Source organism: Pseudomonas sp. Irchel 3A7 (assembly GCF_900187565.1).
Lineage (GTDB): Bacteria > Pseudomonadota > Gammaproteobacteria > Pseudomonadales > Pseudomonadaceae > Aquipseudomonas.
In genome coordinates, this window is sequence record NZ_FYED01000006.1 from 44,250 (window position 1) to 68,481 (window position 24,232).

14 protein-coding genes are annotated in these 24,232 nt (G+C 60.5%); 6 read left to right on the plus strand and 8 right to left on the minus strand.

Annotation, left to right across the window (positions count from 1 at the left end):
• The first annotated feature begins 303 nt into the window (after positions 1 to 303).
• Entirely contained in the window at positions 304 to 2,385 is a 2,082-nt protein-coding gene (locus tag CKW21_RS11625) for a bifunctional diguanylate cyclase/phosphodiesterase (protein WP_095194112.1), read from the plus strand.
• Positions 2,386 to 2,562: 177 nt separating this feature from the next.
• Positions 2,563 to 3,309: an SDR family oxidoreductase gene (locus CKW21_RS11630; protein WP_095194113.1), complete on the plus strand. Its 747-nt coding sequence runs from the start codon at positions 2,563 to 2,565 to the stop codon at positions 3,307 to 3,309.
• Positions 3,310 to 3,431: 122 nt separating this feature from the next.
• Here the strand turns inward: CKW21_RS11630 and mapR are convergent, their stop codons facing one another.
• The 3 genes from mapR to CKW21_RS11645 form a co-directional block, all read right to left on the minus strand.
• On the minus strand, positions 3,432 to 4,841 hold the full coding sequence (mapR, locus tag CKW21_RS11635; RefSeq protein ID WP_095194114.1) for a GntR family transcriptional regulator MpaR: 1,410 nt from the start codon (positions 4,839 to 4,841) through the stop codon (positions 3,432 to 3,434).
• Positions 4,842 to 4,972: 131 nt separating this feature from the next.
• On the minus strand, positions 4,973 to 6,403 hold the full coding sequence (ccoG, locus tag CKW21_RS11640) for a cytochrome c oxidase accessory protein CcoG (RefSeq protein WP_095194115.1): 1,431 nt from the start codon (positions 6,401 to 6,403) through the stop codon (positions 4,973 to 4,975).
• Between the two features lie 195 nt (positions 6,404 to 6,598).
• Complete coding sequence (locus CKW21_RS11645) at positions 6,599 to 6,832, minus strand: DUF3203 family protein (protein ID WP_095194116.1); 234 nt, start codon at positions 6,830 to 6,832, stop codon at positions 6,599 to 6,601.
• Positions 6,833 to 6,951: 119 nt separating this feature from the next.
• On the opposite strand from CKW21_RS11645, the gene CKW21_RS11650 reads away from it, so the two are divergent.
• Positions 6,952 to 7,455 carry an MgtC/SapB family protein gene (locus CKW21_RS11650; RefSeq protein WP_095194117.1) on the plus strand — a complete coding sequence of 168 codons (504 nt, stop codon included), beginning with the start codon at positions 6,952 to 6,954 and terminating at the stop codon, positions 7,453 to 7,455.
• A gap of 127 nt (positions 7,456 to 7,582) precedes the next feature.
• On the opposite strand, the gene CKW21_RS31490 is transcribed toward CKW21_RS11650, so the two are convergent.
• Positions 7,583 to 7,747 (minus strand): hypothetical protein, encoded by a 165-nt coding sequence (locus CKW21_RS31490; protein ID WP_170948655.1) that lies wholly within the window; start codon positions 7,745 to 7,747, stop codon positions 7,583 to 7,585.
• Between the two features lie 206 nt (positions 7,748 to 7,953).
• Between CKW21_RS31490 and CKW21_RS11655 the strand changes: the two genes are divergently transcribed.
• The 3 genes from CKW21_RS11655 (at position 7,954) to glgB (ending at position 15,745) form a co-directional block, all read left to right on the plus strand.
• A complete protein-coding gene (locus CKW21_RS11655) occupies positions 7,954 to 9,951 on the plus strand; it encodes an alpha-1,4-glucan--maltose-1-phosphate maltosyltransferase (protein WP_095194118.1) in 1,998 nt (665 codons plus the stop codon).
• Between the two features lie 200 nt (positions 9,952 to 10,151).
• Entirely contained in the window at positions 10,152 to 13,508 is a 3,357-nt protein-coding gene (gene treS, locus CKW21_RS11660; protein ID WP_095194119.1) for a maltose alpha-D-glucosyltransferase, read from the plus strand.
• Positions 13,509 to 13,510: 2 nt separating this feature from the next.
• A complete protein-coding gene (gene glgB / locus CKW21_RS11665; protein ID WP_095194120.1) occupies positions 13,511 to 15,745 on the plus strand; it encodes a 1,4-alpha-glucan branching protein GlgB in 2,235 nt (744 codons plus the stop codon).
• A 246-nt stretch (positions 15,746 to 15,991) separates the two neighbouring features.
• On the opposite strand, the gene CKW21_RS11670 is transcribed toward glgB, so the two are convergent.
• From CKW21_RS11670 to CKW21_RS11685, 4 genes are all read right to left on the minus strand, one after another.
• Positions 15,992 to 18,640, minus strand: coding sequence for an autotransporter outer membrane beta-barrel domain-containing protein (locus CKW21_RS11670; protein ID WP_095194121.1), 2,649 nt, complete (start codon positions 18,638 to 18,640; stop codon positions 15,992 to 15,994).
• Positions 18,641 to 19,047: 407 nt separating this feature from the next.
• Positions 19,048 to 20,115 carry an autotransporter outer membrane beta-barrel domain-containing protein gene (locus CKW21_RS11675; protein ID WP_095194122.1) on the minus strand — a complete coding sequence of 356 codons (1,068 nt, stop codon included), beginning with the start codon at positions 20,113 to 20,115 and terminating at the stop codon, positions 19,048 to 19,050.
• A gap of 314 nt (positions 20,116 to 20,429) precedes the next feature.
• A complete protein-coding gene (locus tag CKW21_RS11680) occupies positions 20,430 to 22,979 on the minus strand; it encodes an autotransporter outer membrane beta-barrel domain-containing protein (RefSeq protein WP_095194123.1) in 2,550 nt (849 codons plus the stop codon).
• A 285-nt stretch (positions 22,980 to 23,264) separates the two neighbouring features.
• On the minus strand, positions 23,265 to 24,065 hold the full coding sequence (locus CKW21_RS11685; RefSeq protein ID WP_095194124.1) for an endonuclease/exonuclease/phosphatase family protein: 801 nt from the start codon (positions 24,063 to 24,065) through the stop codon (positions 23,265 to 23,267).
• Positions 24,066 to 24,232: the final 167 nt, after the last annotated feature.

Sequence of the window (24,232 nt, forward strand, 5' to 3'; positions counted from 1 at the left end):
GCGAAGCGGTCGTAATACTGGCTCGATTTATCTGAGCATGGGGGGACCGATCTCAGGGGCGCTTCGCGACCCAACGGGAGCAAGCTCCCTCGCCACATTGCTCGGTGGGATGCTGGCGAATGGGTCTGCCACGTCGTTTTCAAACCCGAATTTCAGTTAATGTAAAACCTTAAAACAAGCGTTTCATCGGCCTGATGGCTAAATGATTACTTTTTCAGTGCGTTCAATGGCGGAATCAGTACAATCGCCCGATTTGCCCCACCGAGAAAGGAAGCAGTACGGGGGGCGGTGGCGAGACGTCTTATGCTCATCGGTAGTTATTCCCCCACGCTGGTTATCATCTCGCTCTGTGTCGCGATTCTCGCTTCATACACGGCGCTCGACCTGACCGGGCGTATCGCCACCGCCAAGGGGCGTGCCGTGCATTTATGGACAGCGGGCGGCGCTTTCGCCATGGGCGTCGGCGTGTGGTCGATGCATTTTATCGGCATGCTCGCGTTCAAGCTGCCAATCGACCTGGGTTACGACGTCTCCCTTACGTTGTTGTCGCTGCTGATCGGTATCCTGTCCTGCGGTTTTGCCCTGTGGCTGGTCAGTCAGCCGCAATTGCCGGCCTCGCAACTGGCGTTCGGCGCATTGGCCATGGGCGCGGGGATCAGCGCCATGCATTACACCGGCATGGCCGCCATGCGCATGCAGCCGGGGATCGATTACGACCCGACGCTCTTCAGCGCCTCGTTGCTGATTGCGGTTGGCGCGTCCGGGGCGGCCTTATGGATTGCGTTTCATCTGCGTCAGCACACGCCCCATGTGCGCCTGATCCGCGGCGGCGCAGCGGTGATCATGGGGATTGCCATCGTCGGCATGCACTACACCGGCATGGCGGCGGCTCGTTTTCCCGATGGCAGTTTCTGCGGTGCAGCCAGCAACGGTCTGAACGGCAATGGCCTGGACAACCTGGTGCTGATCACCACGTTGGCGGTGCTGAGCATCGCCTTGCTGACCTCGATCCTCGATGCGCGCCTGGAAGCCCGCACCGCCAGCCTGGCCTTGTCACTGACCGAAGCCAACCGCGAATTGACCCAACTGGCCCTGCACGACACCCTGACCGGCCTGCCGAATCGCGTGTTGCTGGCTGACCGCATCGATCAGGCGATGTCCCGTGTGGACGCCGAGGGCGGCTGTTTTGCGTTGATGTTCATCGATCTGGATGGCTTCAAACCAGTCAACGACGCCTTCGGCCATCACATGGGCGACCAGCTGTTGCGTGAAGTCAGCCTGCGGTTGCGCGAGGATTTGCGCAGTCAGGACACCCTGGCGCGTATCGGCGGCGACGAGTTCGTGCTGCTGGTGCAATTGAGCGAACAGAATGACGCGATGAACCTGGCGGCGCGTCAGGTCGGGTTGATCGCGCGTTCGTTCCGCGTCGCCGAACACGATCTGCAAATCTCCGCCAGCGTCGGCATTGCGCTCTATCCGGGCAATGGTCAGACCGCCCATGAATTGCTGATGAATGCAGACGCCGCGATGTACCACGCCAAGGGCGCGGGCAAAAACGGCTACAGCTTCTTTGACGCCTCGATGAACGGCAACGCGCGCAAGCAGCTGCAACTGTTGCAAGACCTGCGCAACGCTGTCGAGCAACAACAGTTCAGCCTGTATTACCAGCCCAAGTTCGACGCCAATAACGGCAAGCCCGTCGGCGCCGAAGCGTTGCTGCGCTGGGAACACCCGACCCAGGGCATGCTGCTGCCGGACAAGTTCATTGAACTGGCGGAGAAGACCGGGCTGATCATCCCGATTGGCGATTGGGTGCTCAACGAAGCCTGCCGGCAGATGCGCGAGTGGTACGTCCTCGGCTACACCGACTGGCGCATTGCGGTGAACCTCTCGGCCTTGCAGTTTTGCCACGCCGGGTTGGTGCAGAGCGTGGCCAGGGCCCTGGCCACGCACCACTTGCCGGCCAACAGCCTGACCCTGGAAATTACCGAAACGACTGCCATGAGTGATGCCGATGCGAGCATGACAGTGCTGCAGGAGCTGTCGGAAATGGGTGTCGATCTGTCCATCGATGACTTCGGTACCGGTTATTCGAGCCTGATGTACCTCAAGCGCCTGCCGGCCAATGAGCTGAAGATCGACCGCGGATTCGTGCGTGACCTGGAGCGTGACAGCGACGATGCCGCCATCGTTTCCGCCATCGTCGCCCTCGGTCAGGCGCTGGGCCTGCGTATCGTCGCTGAAGGCGTGGAGACCGGCGTGCAGCAGGACTTCCTGACTCAACTCGGTTGCGATTCGTTGCAGGGCTATTTGCTCGGGCATCCGCTGCCGGCTGAACGGTTCATGAAGGAGATTCACCGTTCTGAGCAGTTGGCGCTGGCCTGATAGACCGCGTTATCGTTCATCGCGGGCAAGCCACGCTCCCACAGGATATGCAAAACCTGTGGGAGCCGGGCTTGCCCGCGATGGCGTCCGGGCAAACACCACCGAAGCCATGCAAAAACCGAAAAGGCCGGTTATTCTTCCCCCCGACCGCATACGCTTGAAACGGGGAAAGCTTGCATGGAAAAAGTCATTGTCATCACCGGCGGCAGTCGCGGCATTGGCGCCGCCACAGCCCTGTTGGCCGCCGAGCAAGGCTATCGGATCTGCATCAACTATCAGTCTGACGAAGAGGCCGCGCAAGGTGTGCTGGAGCAAGTCCGTGCCTTGGGTGCGCAAGCCATTGCAGTGCGCGCCGATGTCAGCATCGAAGATGAAGTGATCGCGCTGTTTCATCGCGTGGACAACGAACTGGGGCGGGTCACGGCGCTGGTGAACAATGCCGGCACCGTGGGGCACAAGTCCCGGGTCGACGAAATGTCCGAATTCCGCATTCTGAAAATCCTCAAGACCAATGTGCTGGCGCCGGTCCTGTGCGCCAAGCACGCGATCCTGCGCATGTCGCCCAAGCACGGCGGGCAGGGCGGCAGCATCGTCAACGTGTCTTCGGTCGCCGCACGGCTCGGTTCCCCCAACGAGTACGTCGACTACGCCGCCTCCAAAGGCGCGCTCGACACCTTCACCATCGGCCTGTCCAAGGAAGTGGCGGGTGAGGGGATTCGCGTCAACGCGGTGCGACCGGGTTACATCTACACCGATTTCCACGCGCTGAGCGGCGATCCGGATCGAGTCAGCAAACTTGAATCGGCCATCCCCATGGCCCGGGGCGGGCGGCCGGATGAAGTGGCCGAGGCGATTGTCTGGTTGCTGTCGGACAAGGCTTCTTATGCGACCGGGACTTTTGTTGATCTGGGTGGTGGGCGTTAGGCATTGGATTGACTTAATCTCAACCGCCGCTTTCGCGAGCAGGCTCGCTCCCACAGTTGATCGCGTACCCCTGTGGGAGCGAGCCTGCTCGCGAAGGCGGCGGTCCAAACAACATCAAATCATCAGAACGACCGCACAATCCGCCCCAACGTCTCCATCGCCTTTTCCGCGTCTTCCGTCCACGGGCTGCCGTAATTCAACCGAATACAATTCCTGAACCGTTGGGCCGGCGAAAAAATCGGCCCCGGCGCGATGCTGATCCCTTGCGCCAGTGCCATCTGGAACAACTTCAACGAATCCATCTGCGCCGGCAGTTCCAGCCACAGGAAGTAGCCGCCGGCCGGTTGGCTGACGCGGGTATCGGCCGGGAAATAGCGGGCAATGGCCGACAGCATGGCGCTTTGCTGTTCCTCCAGGGCGTAACGCAGTTTGCGCAGGTGCCGGTCATAGCCGCCGTGTTGCAGGTAATCGGCAATGGCGGCCTGGGCCGGCATCGAGGCGCACAGCGAGGTCATGAGCTTCAGGCGTTCGATTTTCTGCGCATAACGCCCGGCGGCCACCCAGCCGACGCGGTAGCCCGGGGCCAGGCTCTTGGCGAACGAACCGCAATGCATCACCAGCCCTTCGGTATCGAACGCCTTGGCCGGCTTCGGTGCCTGCTGGCCGTAGTACAGCTCGGCGTAGACATCGTCCTCGATCAACGGGACCTGATGCTGACGCAGCAGCTCGACAAGCTCCTGTTTCTTCGCTTCAGGCATGGTCGCGCCCATGGGGTTCTGGAAACTGGTCATGCACCAGCAGGCCTTGATCGGGTGCCGTTCCAGGGTTTGCGCCAGGACGCCGAGGTCGATGCCGTCGCGCGGGTGCACCGGGATTTCCACGGCTTTGAGCTTCAGCCGCTCCAGAATCTGCAGGCAGGCATAGAAGGCCGGGGCCTCGATGGCCACCAGGTCGCCAGGTTGGGTCACGGCTTGCAGACACAGGTTCAGCGCTTCCAGGGCGCCGTTGGTGATCAGCAGTTCTTCCATCGGCAGCATCAGCCCGCCGACCATGTAGCGCAGGGCGATTTGCCGGCGCAGTTGCGGGTTGCCCGGTGACATGTCGGTGACCACCATGCGCGGGTCCATCTCGCGGCTGGCGCTGGCCAGCGAGCGTGACAGCCGTTGCAGCGGAAACAGCGTCGGGCTGGGGAATGCCGAGCCGAAGGGCACGGTGTTCGGGTCCTTGATCGAGTCGAGGACCGAGAACACCAGCTCGCTGACGTCGACTTCGGTGGATTCGTTGACCTGGCTGCTGATGACCGGCTCGGAAAACGGCCGTGGCGCATGGGCGTTGACGAAGTAGCCGGAGCGCGGCCGGGCGCGGATCAGGCCACGACGTTCGAGCAGGTAATAGGCCTGGAACACCGTGGACGGGCTGACGCCGTAGGTCTGGCTGGCGTAGCGCACCGACGGCACGCGCTGGCCGGGGCCGAGGACGCCGGAGCGGATCAGTTCAGCGATGTCGTCGGCGAATTTTTCGTAGCGTTTCATCGAGTGCCCGATATGTGTCTATCAGAAATTACGTGGTGCCCTCATTCGCGAGCAGGCTCGCTCCCACAGGGATATGCGGTCAACTGTGGGAGCGAGCCTGCTCGCGAATGAGGGCACCGCAGTCTAAGGGATCAACGGTTCAGCGGCGCAACAAACCGGCTTTTCGCCACGCTGAAAATGCCGGGCTCATCGCTGTCGACGATCTTGAAGCTGATGCTCTGCGAGCTGCTGCTTGGCCGTTCCGTCGTCATCGCTACTGATACCGGCACATCGACGATCTCGCCGGGCGCCAGGCTCAGTTCGGACTTGCCTTGCAACTGGAAGCCGTCGCCGTCGACCAGGGTCAGGTGGTAGTCCTGGCGCAGCTGGGTCTTGTTGATGACCTTCAAGCTGTAGATGTTTTCGATCTGCCCCTGACTGTTCTCGCGGAACAGGCCCCGGTCCTTGCTCACGTCCAGCGACACCATCGGCCGCTCCATCAGCGCGACCACCAGCGCCGCGATCATCACCAGCAGCACGGTGGTGTAGCCGATCAAGCGTGGCCGCAGCAGGTGAGTCTTGCCGCCCTGCAACTGATGCTCCGAGGTGTAGCTGATCAAGCCGCGTTCGTAGCCCATTTTGTCCATGATCGAATCGCAGGCGTCGATGCACGCCGCACAACCGATGCATTCCATCTGCAAGCCGTCGCGGATGTCGATGCCGGTGGGGCAGACCTGGACGCAGACTTGGCAATCGATGCAATCGCCCAGGCCGACTTCCGCCGGTTTGACCTCGCGTTTGCGCGGGCCACGGTTTTCGCCACGGGCGACGTCGTAGGAGATGGTCAGGGTGTCTTTGTCGAACATCACGCTCTGGAACCGCGCATAGGGGCACATGTGCATGCACACCGCTTCGCGCAGCCAACCGGCATTGATGTAAGTGGCGCCGGTGAAGAACAACACCCAGAACAGGCTGACGCCACCCATCTGCAAGGTCAGCAGCTCTTCGGCCAACGGGCGGATCGGCGTGAAGTAACCGACGAAGGTCAGGCCGGTCAGCAGGCTGATCGCCAGCCACAAAGTGTGTTTGGCCGAGCGGCGCATCAACTTGTTCAGGCCCCAGGGCGCGGCTTGCAACTTGATGCGCTGGTTGCGTTCGCCTTCGGTGATTTTCTCGCACCACATGAAGATCCAGGTCCAGGAGCTCTGTGGGCAGGTGTAGCCGCACCAGACCCGTCCGGCGAATACGGTGATCGCAAACAGACCGAATGCGGCGATGATCAGCAGCGCCGAAAGCAGGATGAAATCCTGCGGCCAGAACGTCGCGCCAAAGATGTGGAATTTGCTTTCGGAAAGGTCCCAGAGTACCGCCTGGCGGCCGCCCCAGTTCAACCACACCGTGCCGAAGAACAGCAGGAACAGGAAGCCTGCGCCGCTGATGCGCAGGTTACGGAACAGGCCGGTGAAGCTGCGGGTGTGGATCAGGTTGTCACTGGTCTTGACCTTCATCTTTGGGCGTGAAGGTTCATGAATCTTGACTGGCGTGGTGCTTTCTACGGTTCGGACGGGGATTAGCTCGCTCATGGTCTTTCGCTCATCAGCCTCCATCAGGCATGAGCACTATGAGCGGCGATCTGATTGCATAACAGACTCAGGTATTGCAATAAAAACCGGATCAGATGGTTTCTGAAGGCTGGCATGCGACAAGTTGAAGCACCCGTCGCGGCGGGACGCAAACGCCTATACCAGGCGCTTGCGGAGGTTGTTGATGCGGGTCAGTCAAATCACCGAATCACTGTCCGTAGCCTTCAAATGCCGGCGACCATCCACCGCGCCTGCTACGGTCAATGCGTCGGCTTCTGCTTCGGTGATGTAGATGCGCTGGCCGTTGAGGTCTACCGCTGACATGGCTTTGTCACTGTCAGTGATGATGGTCACATCGGGGCACAGGCGAATTTCCTCGCCATTTTCAGTGGTAAAGAAACAGGTCTGGTTCTGGATGCGTACGGACATGACGTGATCCTTTTTTGCGACGGGTTACACGTTAGGGCATTGGCACCGACTATCGTTCTGTGCAACCGATTAATGGTCGGCGCGGTCCATCTTCCATAGCCCTTCACAAGGACAGCGCCATGAACGCCTGGTGGCATGAAGTCTGGGTGACCCTGCAAGCAGAATTTGCCGACATCGGCGATGCCTCGCAACTGACCCGTATTACCGTGCGCCTGCTGATGGCGGCGGTGCTGGGCGGGATTCTTGGTTTTGAACGCGAACACAAGGGCAAGGCCGCGGGCGTGCGCACCCACATGCTGGTGGCACTCGGCGCGGCGCTGTTCGTGCTGGTGCCGCAGATGTCCGGTTCCCAGGCGGATGCCATGAGCCGGGTGGTGCAGGGGGTGATCGCCGGGATCGGTTTTCTCGGTGCCGGGACCATACTGAAGAACCAGGACGGTGATGAGGGCCACGTCAAAGGCCTGACCACGGCCGCCGGATTGTGGATGACCGCCGCCATCGGCGTTTCGGCCGGATTGGGCCGGGAGGCGACAGCGGTACTCAGTACGTTCCTGGCGTTACTGATCCTCGGCGTAATGCCGATGATTGTGAACAGGTTCGAAAAGGACCGCGACTCCTCGTAGGCGTCACGCTGCCATTTCCTGTGGGAGCGAGCCTGCTCGCGAAGAGGCCGGGACATCCGCCGCCTCTGTCATGGCAGGAATACCGTCATCGCGAGCAGGCTCGCTCCCACAGGGGATGTGTGGAAATTCAGGGATTGACGATCACCGGCGGCATGGTCGTCGGCGGTTCTTCCCGGGGTGGCGGGGTGCTGCCTGGCGGCTCTTGTTCGGGCACGGGTTGCGGATCGGTCGGCGGGATCACCGGATCGTCGATGTTCGGGTCGGGGGTTTTGGCGGGGAATGGATTGGTCATCGTTCAAGCCTCCAGTGGCACATGGCGTGAGTCGTGCTTAAGTTGGTTGACCGCCGTGCGAGGGATTTGATTCCAGTCAATTGCCGATGAACTTTTGCACGCACCAGTCGCTCGGAACCTAAGTGAGTTCATTCGGCGAGGGATCTACCGATGTGGATGACGATCAGACACAAGAGCGTCCTTGGGGCGTAAAGGAGAGATGCTCGATGACTGCTGAAAAACCGACTGAGTTGAGCTACAACCCGCACATTCCGCTGTCTCAGGCGTTGCTGCTGCCGCGAATCGTGATTGAAAACACCATGCCGACCCTCGAAGGCGGGCAGTTTGCCGTCAAGGCTGTTGTGGGCCAGGACGTGGTGGTGACCAGCAAGGTGTTTGCCGACGGTCACGACAAGCTCGCCGTGCGCGTGCGTTGGCGTGCCGATGGCGAGGAGGTCTGGCATAGCGAAGTCATGGCCGATCTGGGCAATAACGGCTGGCAAGGCGCGTTCCGCGTCGAGGAGCAGGGCCGCTGTGTGTTCTGTATCGAAGCCTGGATCGATCAGTTCGCCAGCTTCCGCTATGAGCTGGAAAAAAAGCACCTGGCCGCCGTGTCCGTCAGCCTGGAACTGCAGGAAGGCCGCCTTCAGGTTCAACAAGCCGCCGATCGGGCGGAAGGACCGCTGCGCGAACAACTGGCCGCGTTGCACCATGAACTGTCCGGGCTGCTGGAAACCGAGCAGGTCGCCCTGTTTCTGCACCAACGTAGCGCCGACCTGATGGCCCAGGCCGATCTGCGCGCTTACCTGAGCCTGAGTCCCGAGTTCCCGGTGGATGTCGAGCGTACACTGGCACAGTTTGCCAGTTGGTATGAGTTGTTTCCGCGTTCGATCACCGACGATCCGGCGCGGCACGGTACGTTCAACGATGTGCATTCGCGGTTGCCGATGATTCAGGACATGGGTTTCGACGTCTTGTATTTTCCGCCGATCCACCCGATTGGCCGCAGCTATCGCAAAGGCCCGAACAATTCCCTGACGGCAGGTCCGGATGATCCGGGCAGCCCTTATGCCATCGGTAGCGAGGAGGGCGGGCACGAGGCGATTCATTCGGAACTGGGCACTCGCGAAGACTTCCGTCGCCTGGTGGCCGCCGCCGCCGACCATGGTCTGGAGATCGCTCTCGATTTCGCCATCCAGTGTTCCCAGGACCATCCCTGGTTGCAGCAGCATCCTGGCTGGTTCAACTGGCGCCCGGACGGCACGATCAAATACGCGGAGAACCCGCCGAAGAAATACCAGGACATCGTCAACGTCGACTTTTATGCCGTCGAGGCGATCCCGAGCCTGTGGGTCGAGTTGCGCGATATCGTCGTTGGTTGGGTCCTTGAGGGCGTGAAGCTGTTTCGTGTCGACAATCCGCACACCAAGCCGCTGCCGTTCTGGCAATGGCTGATCGCCGACGTGCGGGCGCTGTATCCCGACGTCATCTTCCTCGCCGAAGCCTTCACCACGCCGGCGATGATGGCGCGCCTGGGCAAGGTCGGTTATTCCCAGAGCTACACCTACTTCACCTGGCGCAACACCAAACAGGAGTTGGCGACCTACTTCACCGAGCTCAACGAATCGCCGTGGCGCGAGTGTTATCGGCCGAACTTTTTCGTCAACACGCCGGACATCAACCCGGCCTTCCTGCATGAGTCCGGGCGCCCGGGGTTTCTGATCCGCGCGGCGCTGGCGACCATGGGTTCCGGTTTGTGGGGCATGTATTCCGGGTTTGAACTGTGCGAAGCGGCACCGATACCGGGCAAGGAGGAATACCTCAACTCGGAGAAGTACGAGATCCGCCCAAGGGACTTCACCGCGCCGGGCAACATCGTTGCCGAGATCGCCCAGCTCAACCGCATCCGTCGGCAGAACCCGGCGCTGCACACGCACCTGGGGCTGAAAATCTACAACGCCTGGAATGACAACATCCTGTACTTCGGCAAGCGCAGCGCCGACGGCAGCAACTTTATCCTGGTGGCGGTCAGCCTCGACCCGCATAACGTTCAGGAGGCGAATTTCGAATTGCCGCTGTGGGAAATGGGCCTGCCCGATGATGCCAGCACCCACGGTGAAGACTTGATGAATGGCCATCGCTGGACCTGGCACGGCAAGTACCAGTTCATGCGGATCGACCCGGCGTACCAGCCGTTCGGGATTTGGCGGATTACAACCTCTTAGATACTCCGCTCGCTCCTGTGGGAATCGGATTTTGTGGCGAGGGAGCTTGCTCCCGCTGGAGCGCGTAGCGGTCCCTGTTTCTTCAGGAAGATGGGTATTCATAGGTTTGCGACTGCTTCGCAGTCGAGCGGGAGCAAGCTCCCTCGCCACAAAGGCTCCCATTCCAACGGGGCTTACTTCGAATTCAACAGGAGTTTCAAATGGCGAAGAAACCCAAGGCAGCCACGTTCATCAAGGACCCGCTCTGGTACAAGGACGCGGTCATCTATCAAGTTCACGTCAAATCCTATTTCGATTCCAATAACGACGGTATCGGCGACTTTCCCGGCCTGATTGCCAAACTCGACTACATCGCCGATCTGGGCGTCAATACCATCTGGCTCTTGCCGTTCTACCCCTCGCCACGCCGCGACGACGGCTACGACATTGCCGAATACCGTGGCGTGCACAGCGACTACGGCACCATGGCCGATGCCAAGCGCTTTATCGCCGAGGCGCACAAGCGTGGTTTGCGGGTGATTACCGAGCTGGTCATCAACCACACCTCCGATCAGCACGCCTGGTTCCAGCGCGCGCGCAAGGCCAAGAAAGGGTCGGCGGCGCGGGATTTCTATGTGTGGTCCGATGACGACCAAAAGTACGATGGCACCCGCATCATTTTTCTCGATACCGAAAAGTCCAACTGGACCTGGGACCCAGTGGCCGGCCAGTACTTCTGGCACCGCTTTTATTCCCATCAGCCGGACCTGAATTTCGATAACCCGCAGGTCATGAAAGCCGTGCTGTCGGTGATGCGCTACTGGCTCGACATGGGCATCGACGGTTTGCGCCTGGACGCGATCCCGTACCTGATCGAGCGCGACGGCACCAACAACGAGAACCTGCCGGAGACCCACGACGTCCTCAAGCAGATCCGCGCCGAAATCGACGCGAACTACCCTGACCGCATGCTGCTGGCCGAGGCCAATCAATGGCCGGAAGACACGCAGCTGTATTTTGGTAAAACAGAGAGCGGTGACACCGACAAAAAAGGCCTCAACGGCGACGAATGCCACATGGCCTTCCACTTCCCGCTGATGCCGCGCATGTACATGGCGCTGGCCCAGGAAGACCGCTTCCCGATCACCGACATTCTGCGCCAGACCCCGGAGATCCCGGCCAATTGCCAGTGGGCGATCTTCTTGCGCAACCACGATGAGCTGACCCTGGAAATGGTCACCGACAAGGAGCGTGACTATCTATGGAATTACTATGCGGCCGACCGTCGGGCGCGGATCAACCTCGGGATTCGCCGGCGCCTGGCGCCGTTGATGGAGCGCGACCGTCGCCGCGTGGAATTGCTCAACAGCCTGCTGCTGTCGATGCCCGGCACGCCGACCCTGTATTACGGCGATGAAATCGGCATGGGCGATAACATTTACCTCGGCGACCGCGATGGCGTGCGTACGCCGATGCAATGGTCCATCGACCGTAACGGCGGTTTCTCCCGCGCCGATCCGGCCAGCCTGGTGTTGCCGCCGATCATGGACCCGCAATACGGATACCTGTCGGTCAACGTCGAGACCCAGGCCGGCGACCCGCATTCGCTGCTCAACTGGACCCGGCGCATGCTCGCGGTGCGCAAGCAATCCAAGGCCTTCGGTCGTGGCACCTTGAAAATGCTGTCGCCGACCAATCGCCGGGTATTGGCGTATACCCGGGAATACACCGCAGCCGATGGCAAACACGAAATCATTCTGTGCGTGGCCAACGTTTCGCGCAGCGCACAAGCCGTGGAGCTGGACCTGGCGGCGTACGTCGGCATGGTGCCGGTGGAGATGCTCGGCGGTAATGCCTTCCCGCCCATCGGCCAGTTGAATTTCCTCCTGACTCTGGCGCCTTACGGGTTCTATTGGTTTGGCCTCGCCGCCGAGAACCAGATGCCGAACTGGCACGTGGAGCCGGCGCAAAGCCTGCCGGACTTCACCACGCTGGTGCTGAAAAAACGCATGGAAGAACTGCTCGAGGCACCGTCACGTCACACCCTGGAGCAGGGCATCCTGCCGAACTGGTTGCAAAACCGTCGCTGGTTCGCCGGCAAGGACGCCGCCATCGAACAGGTCAACCTGGCCTACGGCGTGCGTTTCGGTGATGCGCAACACCCGGTGTTGTTGAGTGAGATCGAAGTGACCAGCGCCGGCCAGACCAGCCGGTATCAACTGCCGTTCGGTTTTATTGCAGAAGATCAGGTCGGTACCGCGTTGCCGCAGCAGCTTGCTCTTTCAAGGGTGCGCCGCGGCCCTCAGGTCGGTTTGATCACCGATGCGTTCAGCCTGGAAAACTTTATACGCGCGGTGTTGCAGGGCATGCACAACAACACGGTGCTGCCTTCCGATGGCGGCGAGATCCGTTTCGAACCCACCGCCGAGCTGGCCAGACTGGGCCTGACGGCGGAGTCGGAGGTGCGTTATCTGTCGGCCGAGCAATCCAACAGCTCGGTGGTGGTCGGCAACAGCCTGGTGCTGAAACTGATCCGCAAGGTCGCGTCGGGTGTGCACCCGGAACTGGAAATGAGTGCGTACCTGACGAACGCCGGTTTCCGCCATATCTCGCCGCTGCTGGGCTCAGTGGTACGTCGCGACGGGGCTGGCGAAGACAATCTGCTGATGATCGCCCAAGGCTACCTGAGTAATCAGGGCGATGCCTGGGAGTGGACGCAGAACAACCTCGAACGGGCATTGCGCGACGAGTTGGCCGATGCCATGTCCGAGCAGGAACAGCACTACAACGCGCTTGGCGAGTTGAGGGATTTCGCCGGCATGCTCGGCCAGCGCCTGGGGGAAATGCATCAAGTGCTGGCGGCGCCGAGCGACAACCCGGACTTCGCCCCGCAAATCACCACGCAAAAAGATGCGCTGGCGACCGCCAAAGATGTCGTGGCACAAATCGAACATGCGTTGAAGTTGCTCAAACAGCATCAAAACGAACTGAACCCGGCGGACAAAACCCTGGTCAGCAAGATACTGGACAACAAAAAAGCCATCCTCAGCCATGTGCAGGCGTTGGCGAAACAGACTGCCGGGGGCTTGCGCATTCGGGTGCACGGCGATTTGCATTTGGGCCAGGTGCTGGTGATCAAGGGTGATGCCTACCTGATCGATTTCGAAGGCGAGCCGGCGCGCCCCTTGCACGAACGTCGGGGCAAACACAGCCCGTACAAAGATGTCAGCGGTGTGCTGCGTTCCTTCGACTATGCGGCGGCAATGGCGATCAACGTGCACAACGTCGACACCACCGAAGGCGCACAAGCCGCTCGCCAGCGCGTTGCCGATCGATATTTAAATGAAGCAAAACATGCATTTGTGGTCGCTTATCGGCAATCGGCAGCTACGCTTGGCCATGCATGGCAAGATCCTGAGGGCGAGGACGCCGCGCTGGCGTTGTTCGGCCTGGAGAAGGCAGCGTATGAAGTGGCCTATGAGGCAGAGAATCGCCCCACCTGGCTCACCGTGCCGTTGCACGGTCTGTACGGGTTATTGAGTGGGCTCAAACCCTTTTCCGATCTTGGTGGAGAGTAGTCATGAGTTTCTCGAACAAGGAACAGGGTCATCATCACAAAGAAGCACTGTTGCCCAGGGCACGGGATATCGATGCCCTGGTGCGCGCCGAGCATCACGACCCCTTTGCAATTCTCGGCCCCCACGGCGATGGTGCCGGCGGACAGTATATTCGGGCTTACCTGCCGGACGCCTTGAGCGTACAAGTGGTGGCGAGGGACTCCGGGGAAGAACTCGGCAACCTTGAAGTCACCCAGACACCTGGACTGTTCGTAGGTCACTTCGACCGGGCGCAGTCCTATCAGCTGCGCACCCGTTGGGCCGGTGGTGAACAGCTGTCCGAAGACCCCTACAGTTTTGGCCCGCTGCTCGGCGAGATGGACTTGTATCTGTTTGCCGAAGGCAATCACCGGGACCTGAGCAGTTGCCTCGGCGCGCAACTGAAAACGGTCGACGGTGTCGACGGCGTGCGTTTCGCCGTATGGGCGCCAAATGCGAGAAGGGTGTCGGTGGTCGGTGACTTCAACAACTGGGACGGTCGCCGGCATCCCATGCGCCTGCGTCATCCCACCGGGGTCTGGGAAATATTCATTCCCCGCCTGCAGGCCGGGGAGGCCTATAAATACGAGATCCTCGGTGCGCACGGCATTCTGCCACTCAAGGCCGACCCGATGGCGCTGGCCACTTCACTGCCGCCGGACACCGCCTCGAAAGTCGCCTCACCGCTGAAGATCGACTGGCAGGACCAGGACTGGATGCAGTCCCGTGGTGAACGGCAACGTCCGACGGCGCCACTGTCGATATACGAACTGCACGCCGGATCCTGGCAATGCGAACTGGACGATCTGGGTGAAGTGGCCCGCCAGTACACCTGGCCTGAACTGGCCGAGCGGTTGATCCCGTATGTGAAGGAACTGGGTTTCACCCACATCGAACTGATGCCGATCATGGAGCACCCGTTCGGGGGTTCGTGGGGTTATCAACTGCTGTCGCAATTCGCCACCAGCGCGCGCTACGGCAGCGGCGATGAATTCGCGGCCTTCGTCAATGCCTGCCACCAGGCTGAAATCGGCGTGATTCTCGACTGGGTACCGGCACATTTCCCGACCGATATCCATGGGTTGGCCCAGTTCGACGGCACCGCGCTGTACGAATACGGTAACCCGCAGGAAGGCTTTCATCAGGACTGGGACACGCTGATCTATAACCTGGGGCGCACCGAGGTGCACGGCTACATGCTGGCCTCGGCGCTGCACTGGCTCAAGCATTTTCACGTCGACGGCCTGCGGGTCGATGCGGTGGCGTCGATGCTGTACCGCGATTACTCGCGCAAGGCTGGCGAATGGGTACCGAACCGCCACGGCGGTCGGGAAAACCTCGAAGCCATCGACTTCCTGCGTCATCTGAACGACGTGGTCGCCCTGGAGGCGCCGGGTGCGCTGGTGATCGCCGAGGAATCCACGGCATGGCCAGGCGTCAGCCAGAGTACGCAACAGGGTGGCCTGGGCTTCGCCTACAAATGGAACATGGGCTGGATGCACGATTCGCTGCATTACATCCAGCAGGATCCGGTGTACCGCGCCCATCACCACAACGAACTGAGTTTCGGCCTGGTGTACGCCTGGTCCGAGCGTTTCATCCTGCCGATCTCTCACGATGAAGTGGTGCACGGCAAGCATTCGCTGATCGACAAGATGCCCGGCGACCGCTGGCAGAAGTTCGCCAACCTGCGGGCCTACCTGAGCTTCATGTGGGCACATCCGGGCAAGAAACTGTTGTTCATGGGGTGCGAGTTCGGCCAGTGGCGCGAGTGGAACCACGACCAGCAACTGGACTGGTACTTGCTGCAATACTCGGAACACAAGGGCGTGCAGAAACTGGTCGGCGACCTCAATCGTCTGTACCGGGAAGAGCCGGCGTTGCACGAACAGGACGACGTACCGCAAGGTTTCCAGTGGCTGATTGGCGACGATGCGATCAACAGCGTCTACGCCTGGCTGCGCTGGAGCAAGGAAGGTCGGCCGGTGCTGGTGGTGGCCAACTTCACCCCGGTGCCCCGTGAGGCGTATCGGGTCGGCGTGCCGTTTGCCGGGCGCTGGACCGAGTTGCTCAACAGCGATTCGTCGACCTATGCCGGTTCCAACTATGGCAATAGCGGCGGGGCGTCGACCGAGGAAGCGCCGAGCCATGGCCAGGCGTTGTCGCTGGTGCTGAATCTGCCGCCGTTGGCGGTGTTGATGCTCAGTCCGGAGGGTTGATCCGAAACCTCATCGCTACCTTCGCGAGCAGGCTCGCTCCCACAGGGATCAACCCTGAACCTGTGGGAGCCATGGCCAGGCGTTGTCGCTGGTGCTGAATCTGCCGCCGTTGGCGGTGTTGATGCTCAGTCCGGAGGGTTGATCCGCAACCTCGTCGCTACCTTCGCGAGCAGGCTCGCTCTCACAGGGATCAACCCTGAACCTGTGGGAGCGAGCCTGCTCGTGAAGGCGTCGGTGTGTGTTCCATCAAAAATCCAGTCTTAGCCCGAGCGTCATCCTGCGTCCATTCAGCGCGTTGCTGTCCAGCTGGGTATCGTATCCAGCCTCGCCATACAGGCTTAAAGCCTTCGACACTTGCGCGGTCATGCCCATGCTCAGGTCCAGGGTCGTGGACTTCTGCTGCGTGTCGATCGCCGTGACATTGTTGAACATCACCCGGTCGGTGCCGGACAAGGTATGCCAGACATTGGTTCGCACGTAGGGCAGCAGGGGCATGCCGGCCACCTGATAAGTGCCGCGCAGCCGGGCGCCGAGGCGAGCCGTTACGCTATTGTCGGAGTCAAAATCGATATCGGCGATGCCATCATTTTTACCCTCCAGCGTGCGGTGTTGGCTGATCAGCTGTACCTGCGGCTCCAGGATCCAGCCTTGGGAGACCTGCAACGGGTAACCGGCCTCCAACGACAGTGTCGTGGCATGGCCCCGGGTGTTGAGTTTGATCCCGCGATTGGACTCGCTGTTGATATCCAGGTCCGTCCACATCAGCACGCTGTCGATGTACCCGCCGTAGGGATCGATGAGTGTCCAGTACAGGCCTGCGCTATCGCCGCGCACTGTGCTTTTGCCGGCGTCGCGATGCTGGAAGCCGCCGGTGAAGCCGTCGATGTCGCTTTGCAAGCGACTGTGACCGACGAACACACCTACCTTCCGGGTCTGCCCATCATCGGTGGTCCATCCGTAGAGGTCGCTGCCGACCTGGTAACCCGAAACCGAACCGTCCAGGCGTGGGTTGACCGTGCCGGCAAAGCTCTGGCGACTGTTGCCGGCATACACCCGACCCCAGCCCGCCGGGAGGGCGCCGTCCTGTTGCTGTTGGTTCTGATCGCCTTGACGCTCGTGGAAGGTGCCAAGTGCGGCCAGAACCATCTGGTTGACGGCAGGCAGCAGCGCCGAATACACCGCGACTTCCTGACGATAGAGCGGGATCGGTGGTTGGCCGGGTTTGGTTTCCGGCAGCTCTGGTAAGTACGGTCCGATCGTGGGCAACTTGATGGGCGCGGGAAGCGTCACGGGCGGGTCTTCCGGTTCAGGCAAGGGCACGGCTGGGTCTTCCACTCCAGGCAATGGGGTTATCGGTTCGGGCAGGGGTGGCGAAACGACGGCTGAACGCAAATACCAGTTCTGGGTTGTATCCGGCGTAACGCCACCTTTGAACAGGTAGTAGTCATGTGCCCCTGCGGAAACGGCCCCGGCGGAGGTGAAAACCTGAGCGCCGCCCGTGGCACCATTGCGGGCTTCGACCACCAGGATGCCGTTCTGTCGGGTCACATCGCCTGAACCCGCCAGATTGACGATGCTGAGGGTGGTGGAGCCTTGCAGCGTGCCTCGATCCACCACCAGTTTGTCGCTGGCGGCGTCATCGCTGGCCAGCACGCTATTGAGGTGCAGCTGGCCATTGTCGCCAATGTAATTGCCCGTGACCGTGAGTTGGTTGCTTGCGCTGGCTGCAGCGCTGCCGCTGGTCATGTCGATCAGGCCCTTGTTGTGCAAGGTGGCGAGTTGAGCGGCGCTGAAAGGGGTGATGCTGCCTTGGTCGACCCGCAACACACTGCTGCCGTTGATGTTGAACTCACCCGTAGCCGAAACGCTGTCGCCCAGGACGAAATCGCCGTCCAGGTCAAAGTGCGATCCGTTGTCCAGGTTCACCGTTTCCCAATGGGGATAGCGACCCGGATTGGCGGACCGGCTGTTGTCGAACGTCAGTGTGTCGTTGCCCTGGCCGCCATCGATGCTGGACGGGGACGATAAGGTGGTTTCAGTGAGATTGAGCAGCAGCGCTTGATCGTCGCCGGCACCCATCAGGATGGCCGATCGAATAAGCCCGTCAGTGTTCCATGAGAACAAGTCATCACCGGTACCCCCGCGGACCTGTCCAACGATTTCACCCCCGGTCACCGTGATGAGGTTACCGCCGCCACTGACAATGATATTGCCGCCAACCTTACCGCCCTTGATGATGACGTTGTTGTCGTCGGTGCCGGCGTCCAGGTCGCCGACGATCCGCCCACCCAGCATTTCGAACGAGTTATGGTCCAGGTTCATCGCGACCCGGCCAATCGAACCTTCGCTCATGAGTGCTTGCTCACTGTTTTCAAGGAGGTCAGTGATGGTGCCGGCACTCATGGTAAAGCTGTCACCGCCATCCCCTTGGTCCAGCGACCTGACGGACCCGCCACTGATAGTGAAACTGTCATTGCCGGTTCCTTGGGTGAAGGTTGTGAGGCTGGCACCACTGACCTGTGCAGTATCGTTGCCATCGCCCTGGCGGAACGATCCGGTAATGGTGCCATTGAAGAGTTGCGCGATATTTGCGCCGTCGCCCATGTCCACGGATCCGGCGATGGTGCCGGAGCTCATGTGCAACAGATCGGCGCCAGGGCCAAAGGTGACATCGTCATTGATGATCCCGGTGCCGGCCGCGGGAAAGGAAAGGCTGTTATTGCCGCCCGTGTCGGTGAGCCCGGGGCTGGTGCCGCTGTCGCAAGTGAAGGTGTCATCACCGGCGGTGGGGACGAGCGTGCAGGCAGCGTGAGTGGTGAGCGGCCAGCAGATCAGGGCCAACAACCACACGACAGCAAAGCTCAGGTGCTTGAGAGACGAAACGGGTGTGCTCATGATCCATCCTCGCTCGATAGGACGCGCCGGCCCCGCACCTGCGGGGCGGACCATGGCAACGTCAAGAGCGATACGGATCAGGGACTACGGGTTTCCTGCGTCGGAAAACATCGGGCAATGCAAGCTGTTGGCATGGCTTATTCGACCGCACATCACGATGCACAGTGCTTTTTCCACGGTATCAACAGGTGGGTTGAGGCGCTACTGTCAGAAATAACAGGTGTTGAGGGGTGATCAGCCGAGGGTTTGCATGCGGACTGTTGATGTTGAGTCTGCAGGGCTGATCCGAAACCGCGTCGCTATCTTCGCGAGCAGGCTCGCTCCCACAGGGATCACCGTGAAACCTGTGGGAGCGAGCCTGCTCGCGAAAGCGTCATACCAGACAACACAACTCTTGAGGTTTTAATTCACCAGCGCATCCGTACCCCCAGGCTGCCAATCACCCCGTTCAAGTCATTGTCGTCCACATCACTGCTGTAATCGGCACTGACATACAGGCTGACGGCTGGCGTCACCCGGGCGACCAGGCCCAGGCCGACTTCGACCGTCGAGGAATATCGGCTGCTGCTGATCTTGTCGACCTGATCGAGGGTCACGGTGTTGCCGGTGTACACGGTGTGCCACAAGTTGGTCCGCACATAGGGTTCGACGCCCAGGCCATTGATGTCGTAACTACCTTTCAATTTGGCGCCGACCCGGCCGCTCCACGACGTCAGGTCGCTGGAGGAGGCGTTGCCTGACCCCGCATAGGGCGTATCCAGGGTGATCCGCTGGTTGATCAATTGCGCCTGGGGTTCGACCACCCAGTTTTCGCTGATGCCGATCGGGAAGCCACCTTCCACCGACAGCGTCACCGCGCTGCCTTCGGCGGCCTGGCGGACGCCTTGTTCGTTGCGACTGAAGCCGTTGACGCGGCCACCGCTGGCCGACAGGTCGACGTGCCAGCCTTGCGGGCCGGTCAGGCTGTAATAGGCGCCGAGGCTTTCGCCTTGCAGGTTCAGGGTGTCGGTGTGCGGGTCGGACTGGCCGCGGTTGGTCAGCAGGCCATGGCTGTTGCCCTGAATCTGGCTGGTGCCGCCAATCAGCCCGACCCGTTGGGTGTGGCCGCTGTTGCTGTGCAGGGTCAGGATCGCCGGGCCTTTGATATCGCCGGAGCCGGCATTGGTGAATCCCTGGGTCAGGGCGTCGGTTTGTGCCTGGCGTGAGGCTTGTCCATAAATCTGATCCCAGGCGTAGGGTGTCGCGTCTTCGGTGGTGAAGTGGCTACTTCGCAGGTCGGGGGCAGGGCTGAATCGGCCGGGGTACGGGGTGGCGAGAGCGGGCAGGGTGAGCACCGGGATGTCCTGGCGGTACCAGGGGGTTGTTTCTTGCTCGGCCGGTGAGGCCTGCACTTCCATGGAGGAGCACAGCAGGAGTGAACTCGAGACAGTGCAAAAAGTGATTTTGATCTCTTGTTGGGTGAGTGAGGTTTTCATGGCGGGCTACCTTGCAATCGCGTGCCGTACATGCCTTGGCGTCTCTCCTACCCCGAGCGAGGGGCGACCGAATGTAAGGAGGCAAGCCGGGGGCCGCCCGTGTTCTCGGGAGTCTTGGGGGCTTGCCCCTGATAGTGTTTCCGGGGGTAGTACGGTGAAGTCAAGAAGACCCCAGCCACTGCGTCAAGAAAATGGCCGATAAGTGGTAGGGGTATTTCAGGTCTTATAAGTGACTGATTTACGGCGCATCCCTAAGTTCTTGTTTAATGGTGGAAACGTCAAAAAAAGGTGCGGGCTAGAGCGGTTGCTCGGTATTACCAACTGATCCTTACACCCACAGTCGCGGCCGTTCCACGCTGCTGATTGCTGTCTAAATTGCTGCTGTAACCGACATTGGCGTAAACGCTGATGTTTTTGGCGAGCGTCAGGTCGGCGCCAATGCCCAGTTCGGCCCAGGAAGATTTTTGCTGGGTGTCGATATCGGTGACACCGGCAAAAGTGACCGTGTCGGTGGCGGATAAGCTGCGCCACAGATTGGCACGCAGCCAGGGTTGCAGCGGCAGGCCGCCGGCGTTGTAACGACCCTTGAGTCGCGCGCCGATTCGCCCGGTCCAGGCCGGGTCCGAATCGAAAGACACTCGGGAAATGCCGTCGTCCTGGCTGTCGAGCGTGACCTTCTGGTGGATAATTTGCGCTTGTGGCTCGATGTCCCAGTTGTCGGTAATTGCAATTGGATAACCGGCCTCTGCTGAAAGTGTGAGGGCATGCCCCTTGTTGTCGAGTTTGAGGCCTCGGTCGGAGCGGCTCTCACCGTCGAGCCAGGTGTACATCGCTACCAGATCGACGTACCAACTCATGGGATCTATCAGGGTCCAGTACAGGCCGAGGTTTTTGCCTTCAAGTTCCACTTTGCCGGCACGTTTATTTTGATAACCCTGATTGAATCCATCGACATCCCCCTTTAATCGGCTGTCGCCGACGAATAAACCTGTTCGCTGGGTTTGCCCACCGGAAGTTTGTGAGCTGTATAAATCATTGCCCACCAGATACCCTTTTATCGAGCCGTCGAGCCGTGGCGTAACGGTGCCGGCCCAGGTCTGATCGAAGTCCTTGCCGTAGACCCGGCCCCAGCCCGCACCCAATGAACCGGTTTCTGTCAGCAGGCGTTGATCGCCCTGGCGATCATGGAAAGTGCCGAGGGCCGTCAGGGCCAGTTTCGCGGCGGCGGGTGGCAATACCGACCAGACGGGCACTTCCTGGCGGTACAACGGAATTGGCGCAGCACCGGGTGGGGGCGTTGGCAATGACGGGCTTCCGGGAGCGGCCACCGGTGCCGCGACCAGAGGCACCAGAATTGGCGGTAAGGTCGGGTCGGGGTTGGGGACCGAGACCAGCGGTGCAGCCACGACCGAGGAGCGCAAGTACCAGCTGCTTTCGCTGCCGGCGGTGACGCCGCCCTTGTACAGGACATACTCGTAGGCGCCTGCCGACAACGGGGCTTTGAGCTTGAAGGCGCCACTGTCGCTGATCGCCGCGCCTTGGGTCTCAACCACTTGAATGCCGTTTTGCAAGGTTTCCGCGCCGCCGCCACCCACATTGCTGACGCTGATCGATGTAGTGCCGGTCAATGTCCCGTCCTTGACCACCAGCTTGTCACTGGGTGAACTGTCGTCACCGAGCACACTTTGCACCAGCAACTGACCGCCACTACCTGTGTAATTGCCCTGTACCGTCAGCGTGTCGCTGGTGCGTGAATTGCCGCTGCTCAGGTCGATGGTCCCGGCGTTGTTCAAGGTAGCAGCCTGGCCAGCCGTGAAGGGCGAGATGCTGCCTTGTGTCGACGCCAGGGTGCTGCTTTGATCGATATTGAGAATGCCTGTGCCACTGGCGCTGTCACCCAGAACGAAGTTGTCGGCGAGATCCAGTCGCGAGCTGTTGTTCAGGTTGACCGTTTCCCAATTGACGTAGCGACCGGCCCCGGCGGTTTTGGTGTTATCAAAGGTCAGTACGTCGTTGCCGGCGCCACCGTTAAGGCTCGGGTTCTGGGCGAGGGGGTTTGCGTCGAGATTGCGCAGCGTCGCCGTGTCATCGCCGCCTTCCATCAGGATTGCCGAGTGCAGAATGCCTCCTTTTTCCCAAAGGAAGGTGTCGTTGCCGACGCTGGTACGGATCTCGCCGACGACCTCGCCTCCGGACACCGTGATGCTGTCGTTGCCACCACTGACGCTGATATTGCCCCCGACCTTGCCCCCGGTAATGATGATGGTATCAATGTCGAAACCGGTAATCAGGTTGCCAAGGATCTGCCCACCAGACAGGTGGAAGAAGTTCTTGTCGAGCTTCATGTCGACCCTGCCAATGGTGCCGCCATCCATGGTAGCGGTATCGCCATCTTCGAAGGCACCGCGGATGGTGCCGCCAGTCATCCGGAAAAAGTCACGACTGTCGCCTTGAGCCAGAGACTGGATAGTGCCACCGCGCATCGTGAAATCATCGACACCATTACCCTGTTGGACCGCTCCGGTAATCTCCCCGGCATCGATGATCAGCTTGTCAGCCCCGTCCCCCTGATTGAGCGCCCCGACGATGCGCCCGGATTTCATGTCGACCGTATCGCTGCCGCCCCCAAACGTGACATTGTCATTGATCACACCGGTGCCATTGGCAGGGAAGGTCAAGCTGTTGTTGCCCGTCAGGTCGCTCAGCGCTCCACTGCTACCGCTGTCACAGACATGATTGTCATTACCGGCGGTGGGTGTGAGGGTGCAGGCCGCTTGTACCGGTTGCGGCCAACCGATGCACAGCCAGATTGAAACGGCGCAGGCGCTGTAACGGTACTTGGGCAGTTGGCTGGAAAAATTCATGCTCGTCTCCGCTTGGGATTCGGCGACTGAGTTGCCACTTGTCAAAAATGGCAAGGCTTCAGACACCCTCGGCAGCGCGAGTTGCGAGACGGCATCGGGACAGCAATGACCCGTAATCAAAAAACTTCAGCAACGACGGCTACTGTAAGTCGCATGTCCGTGCGCTCAGGCAATACGGACGTGTGCAACGTAGCAATAGTTTTTTGGCGTCGCTACTGTCAGAAGTAACAGGTTTAACGATTCAGTTGACGGTTCTTGATGTTTTTCGACATGACGGGCACGGGTTCACAGGTGTACTTCCACGGCCAATGGCAAATGATCAGACAGGTGCGTCCAGGGTTTGGTCCCGAGGATCTGCGGTTCATGGCTACTGGCATTGCGCAGATAAATGCGATCCAGGCGCAGCAGCGGAAACCGCGCCGGGTAGGTTTTTGCCGGGCGGCCGTGGTGGCGTTCGAAGGCTTCGTGCAGGTAGTCGCGACGGGCGAGGGCGGCGTTGCCTTGCAGCTGCCAGTCGTTAAAGTCGCCAGCGATGATCACCGGTGCGTGGTCGGGCAGGGATTCGAGCAGTTGGCAGAGCAACTGCAATTGAAGTTGGCGATGGCTTTCCAGCAGGCTCAGATGCACGCAGATCGCATGGACTTCGGCGTGACCCGGCACGTCCAGGACGCAATGCAGCAGCCCGCGTCGTTCGGGGCCGGTGATGGAAACGTCGAGGTTGCGGTATTCGCGGATCGGGTATTTGGACAGCAACGCGTTGCCGTGGTGACCGTCCGGGTAGACCGCATTGCGGCCGTAGGCGAAGTCGCTCCACATGCTGTCCGCCAGGAACTCGTATTGCGAAGTCGAAGGCCAATCGTTGTAACGCGAGGAGTGACGATCGTGTTCGCCCACCACTTCCTGCAAAAACACCAGATCCGCCGAGGTGCTGCGCACCGCTTCGCGCAATTCCGGCAGGATGAAACGCCGGTTGAGGGCGGTGAAGCCCTTGTGGGTGTTGACGGTCAGCACACGCAGTCGATGAATGGCCGGCGTTTGGTTCAACGTCGCTGACTCGACCGTCTGCGGCTTGGAGGTACTGGTCACTTTCACTCCTCTGAATCGAAGCTGGCTTATGCATGCGACTGATGTGGAGGCGGGCAGTTCAGTCTGGATGATTTCGGCGCCGCATCGATTAAATGTGGGGGCCTGCTCGCGAAAGCGCTGGGTCAGTCAGCATCGGTGTTGGATGTGCCGTCGTCTTCGCGAGCAGG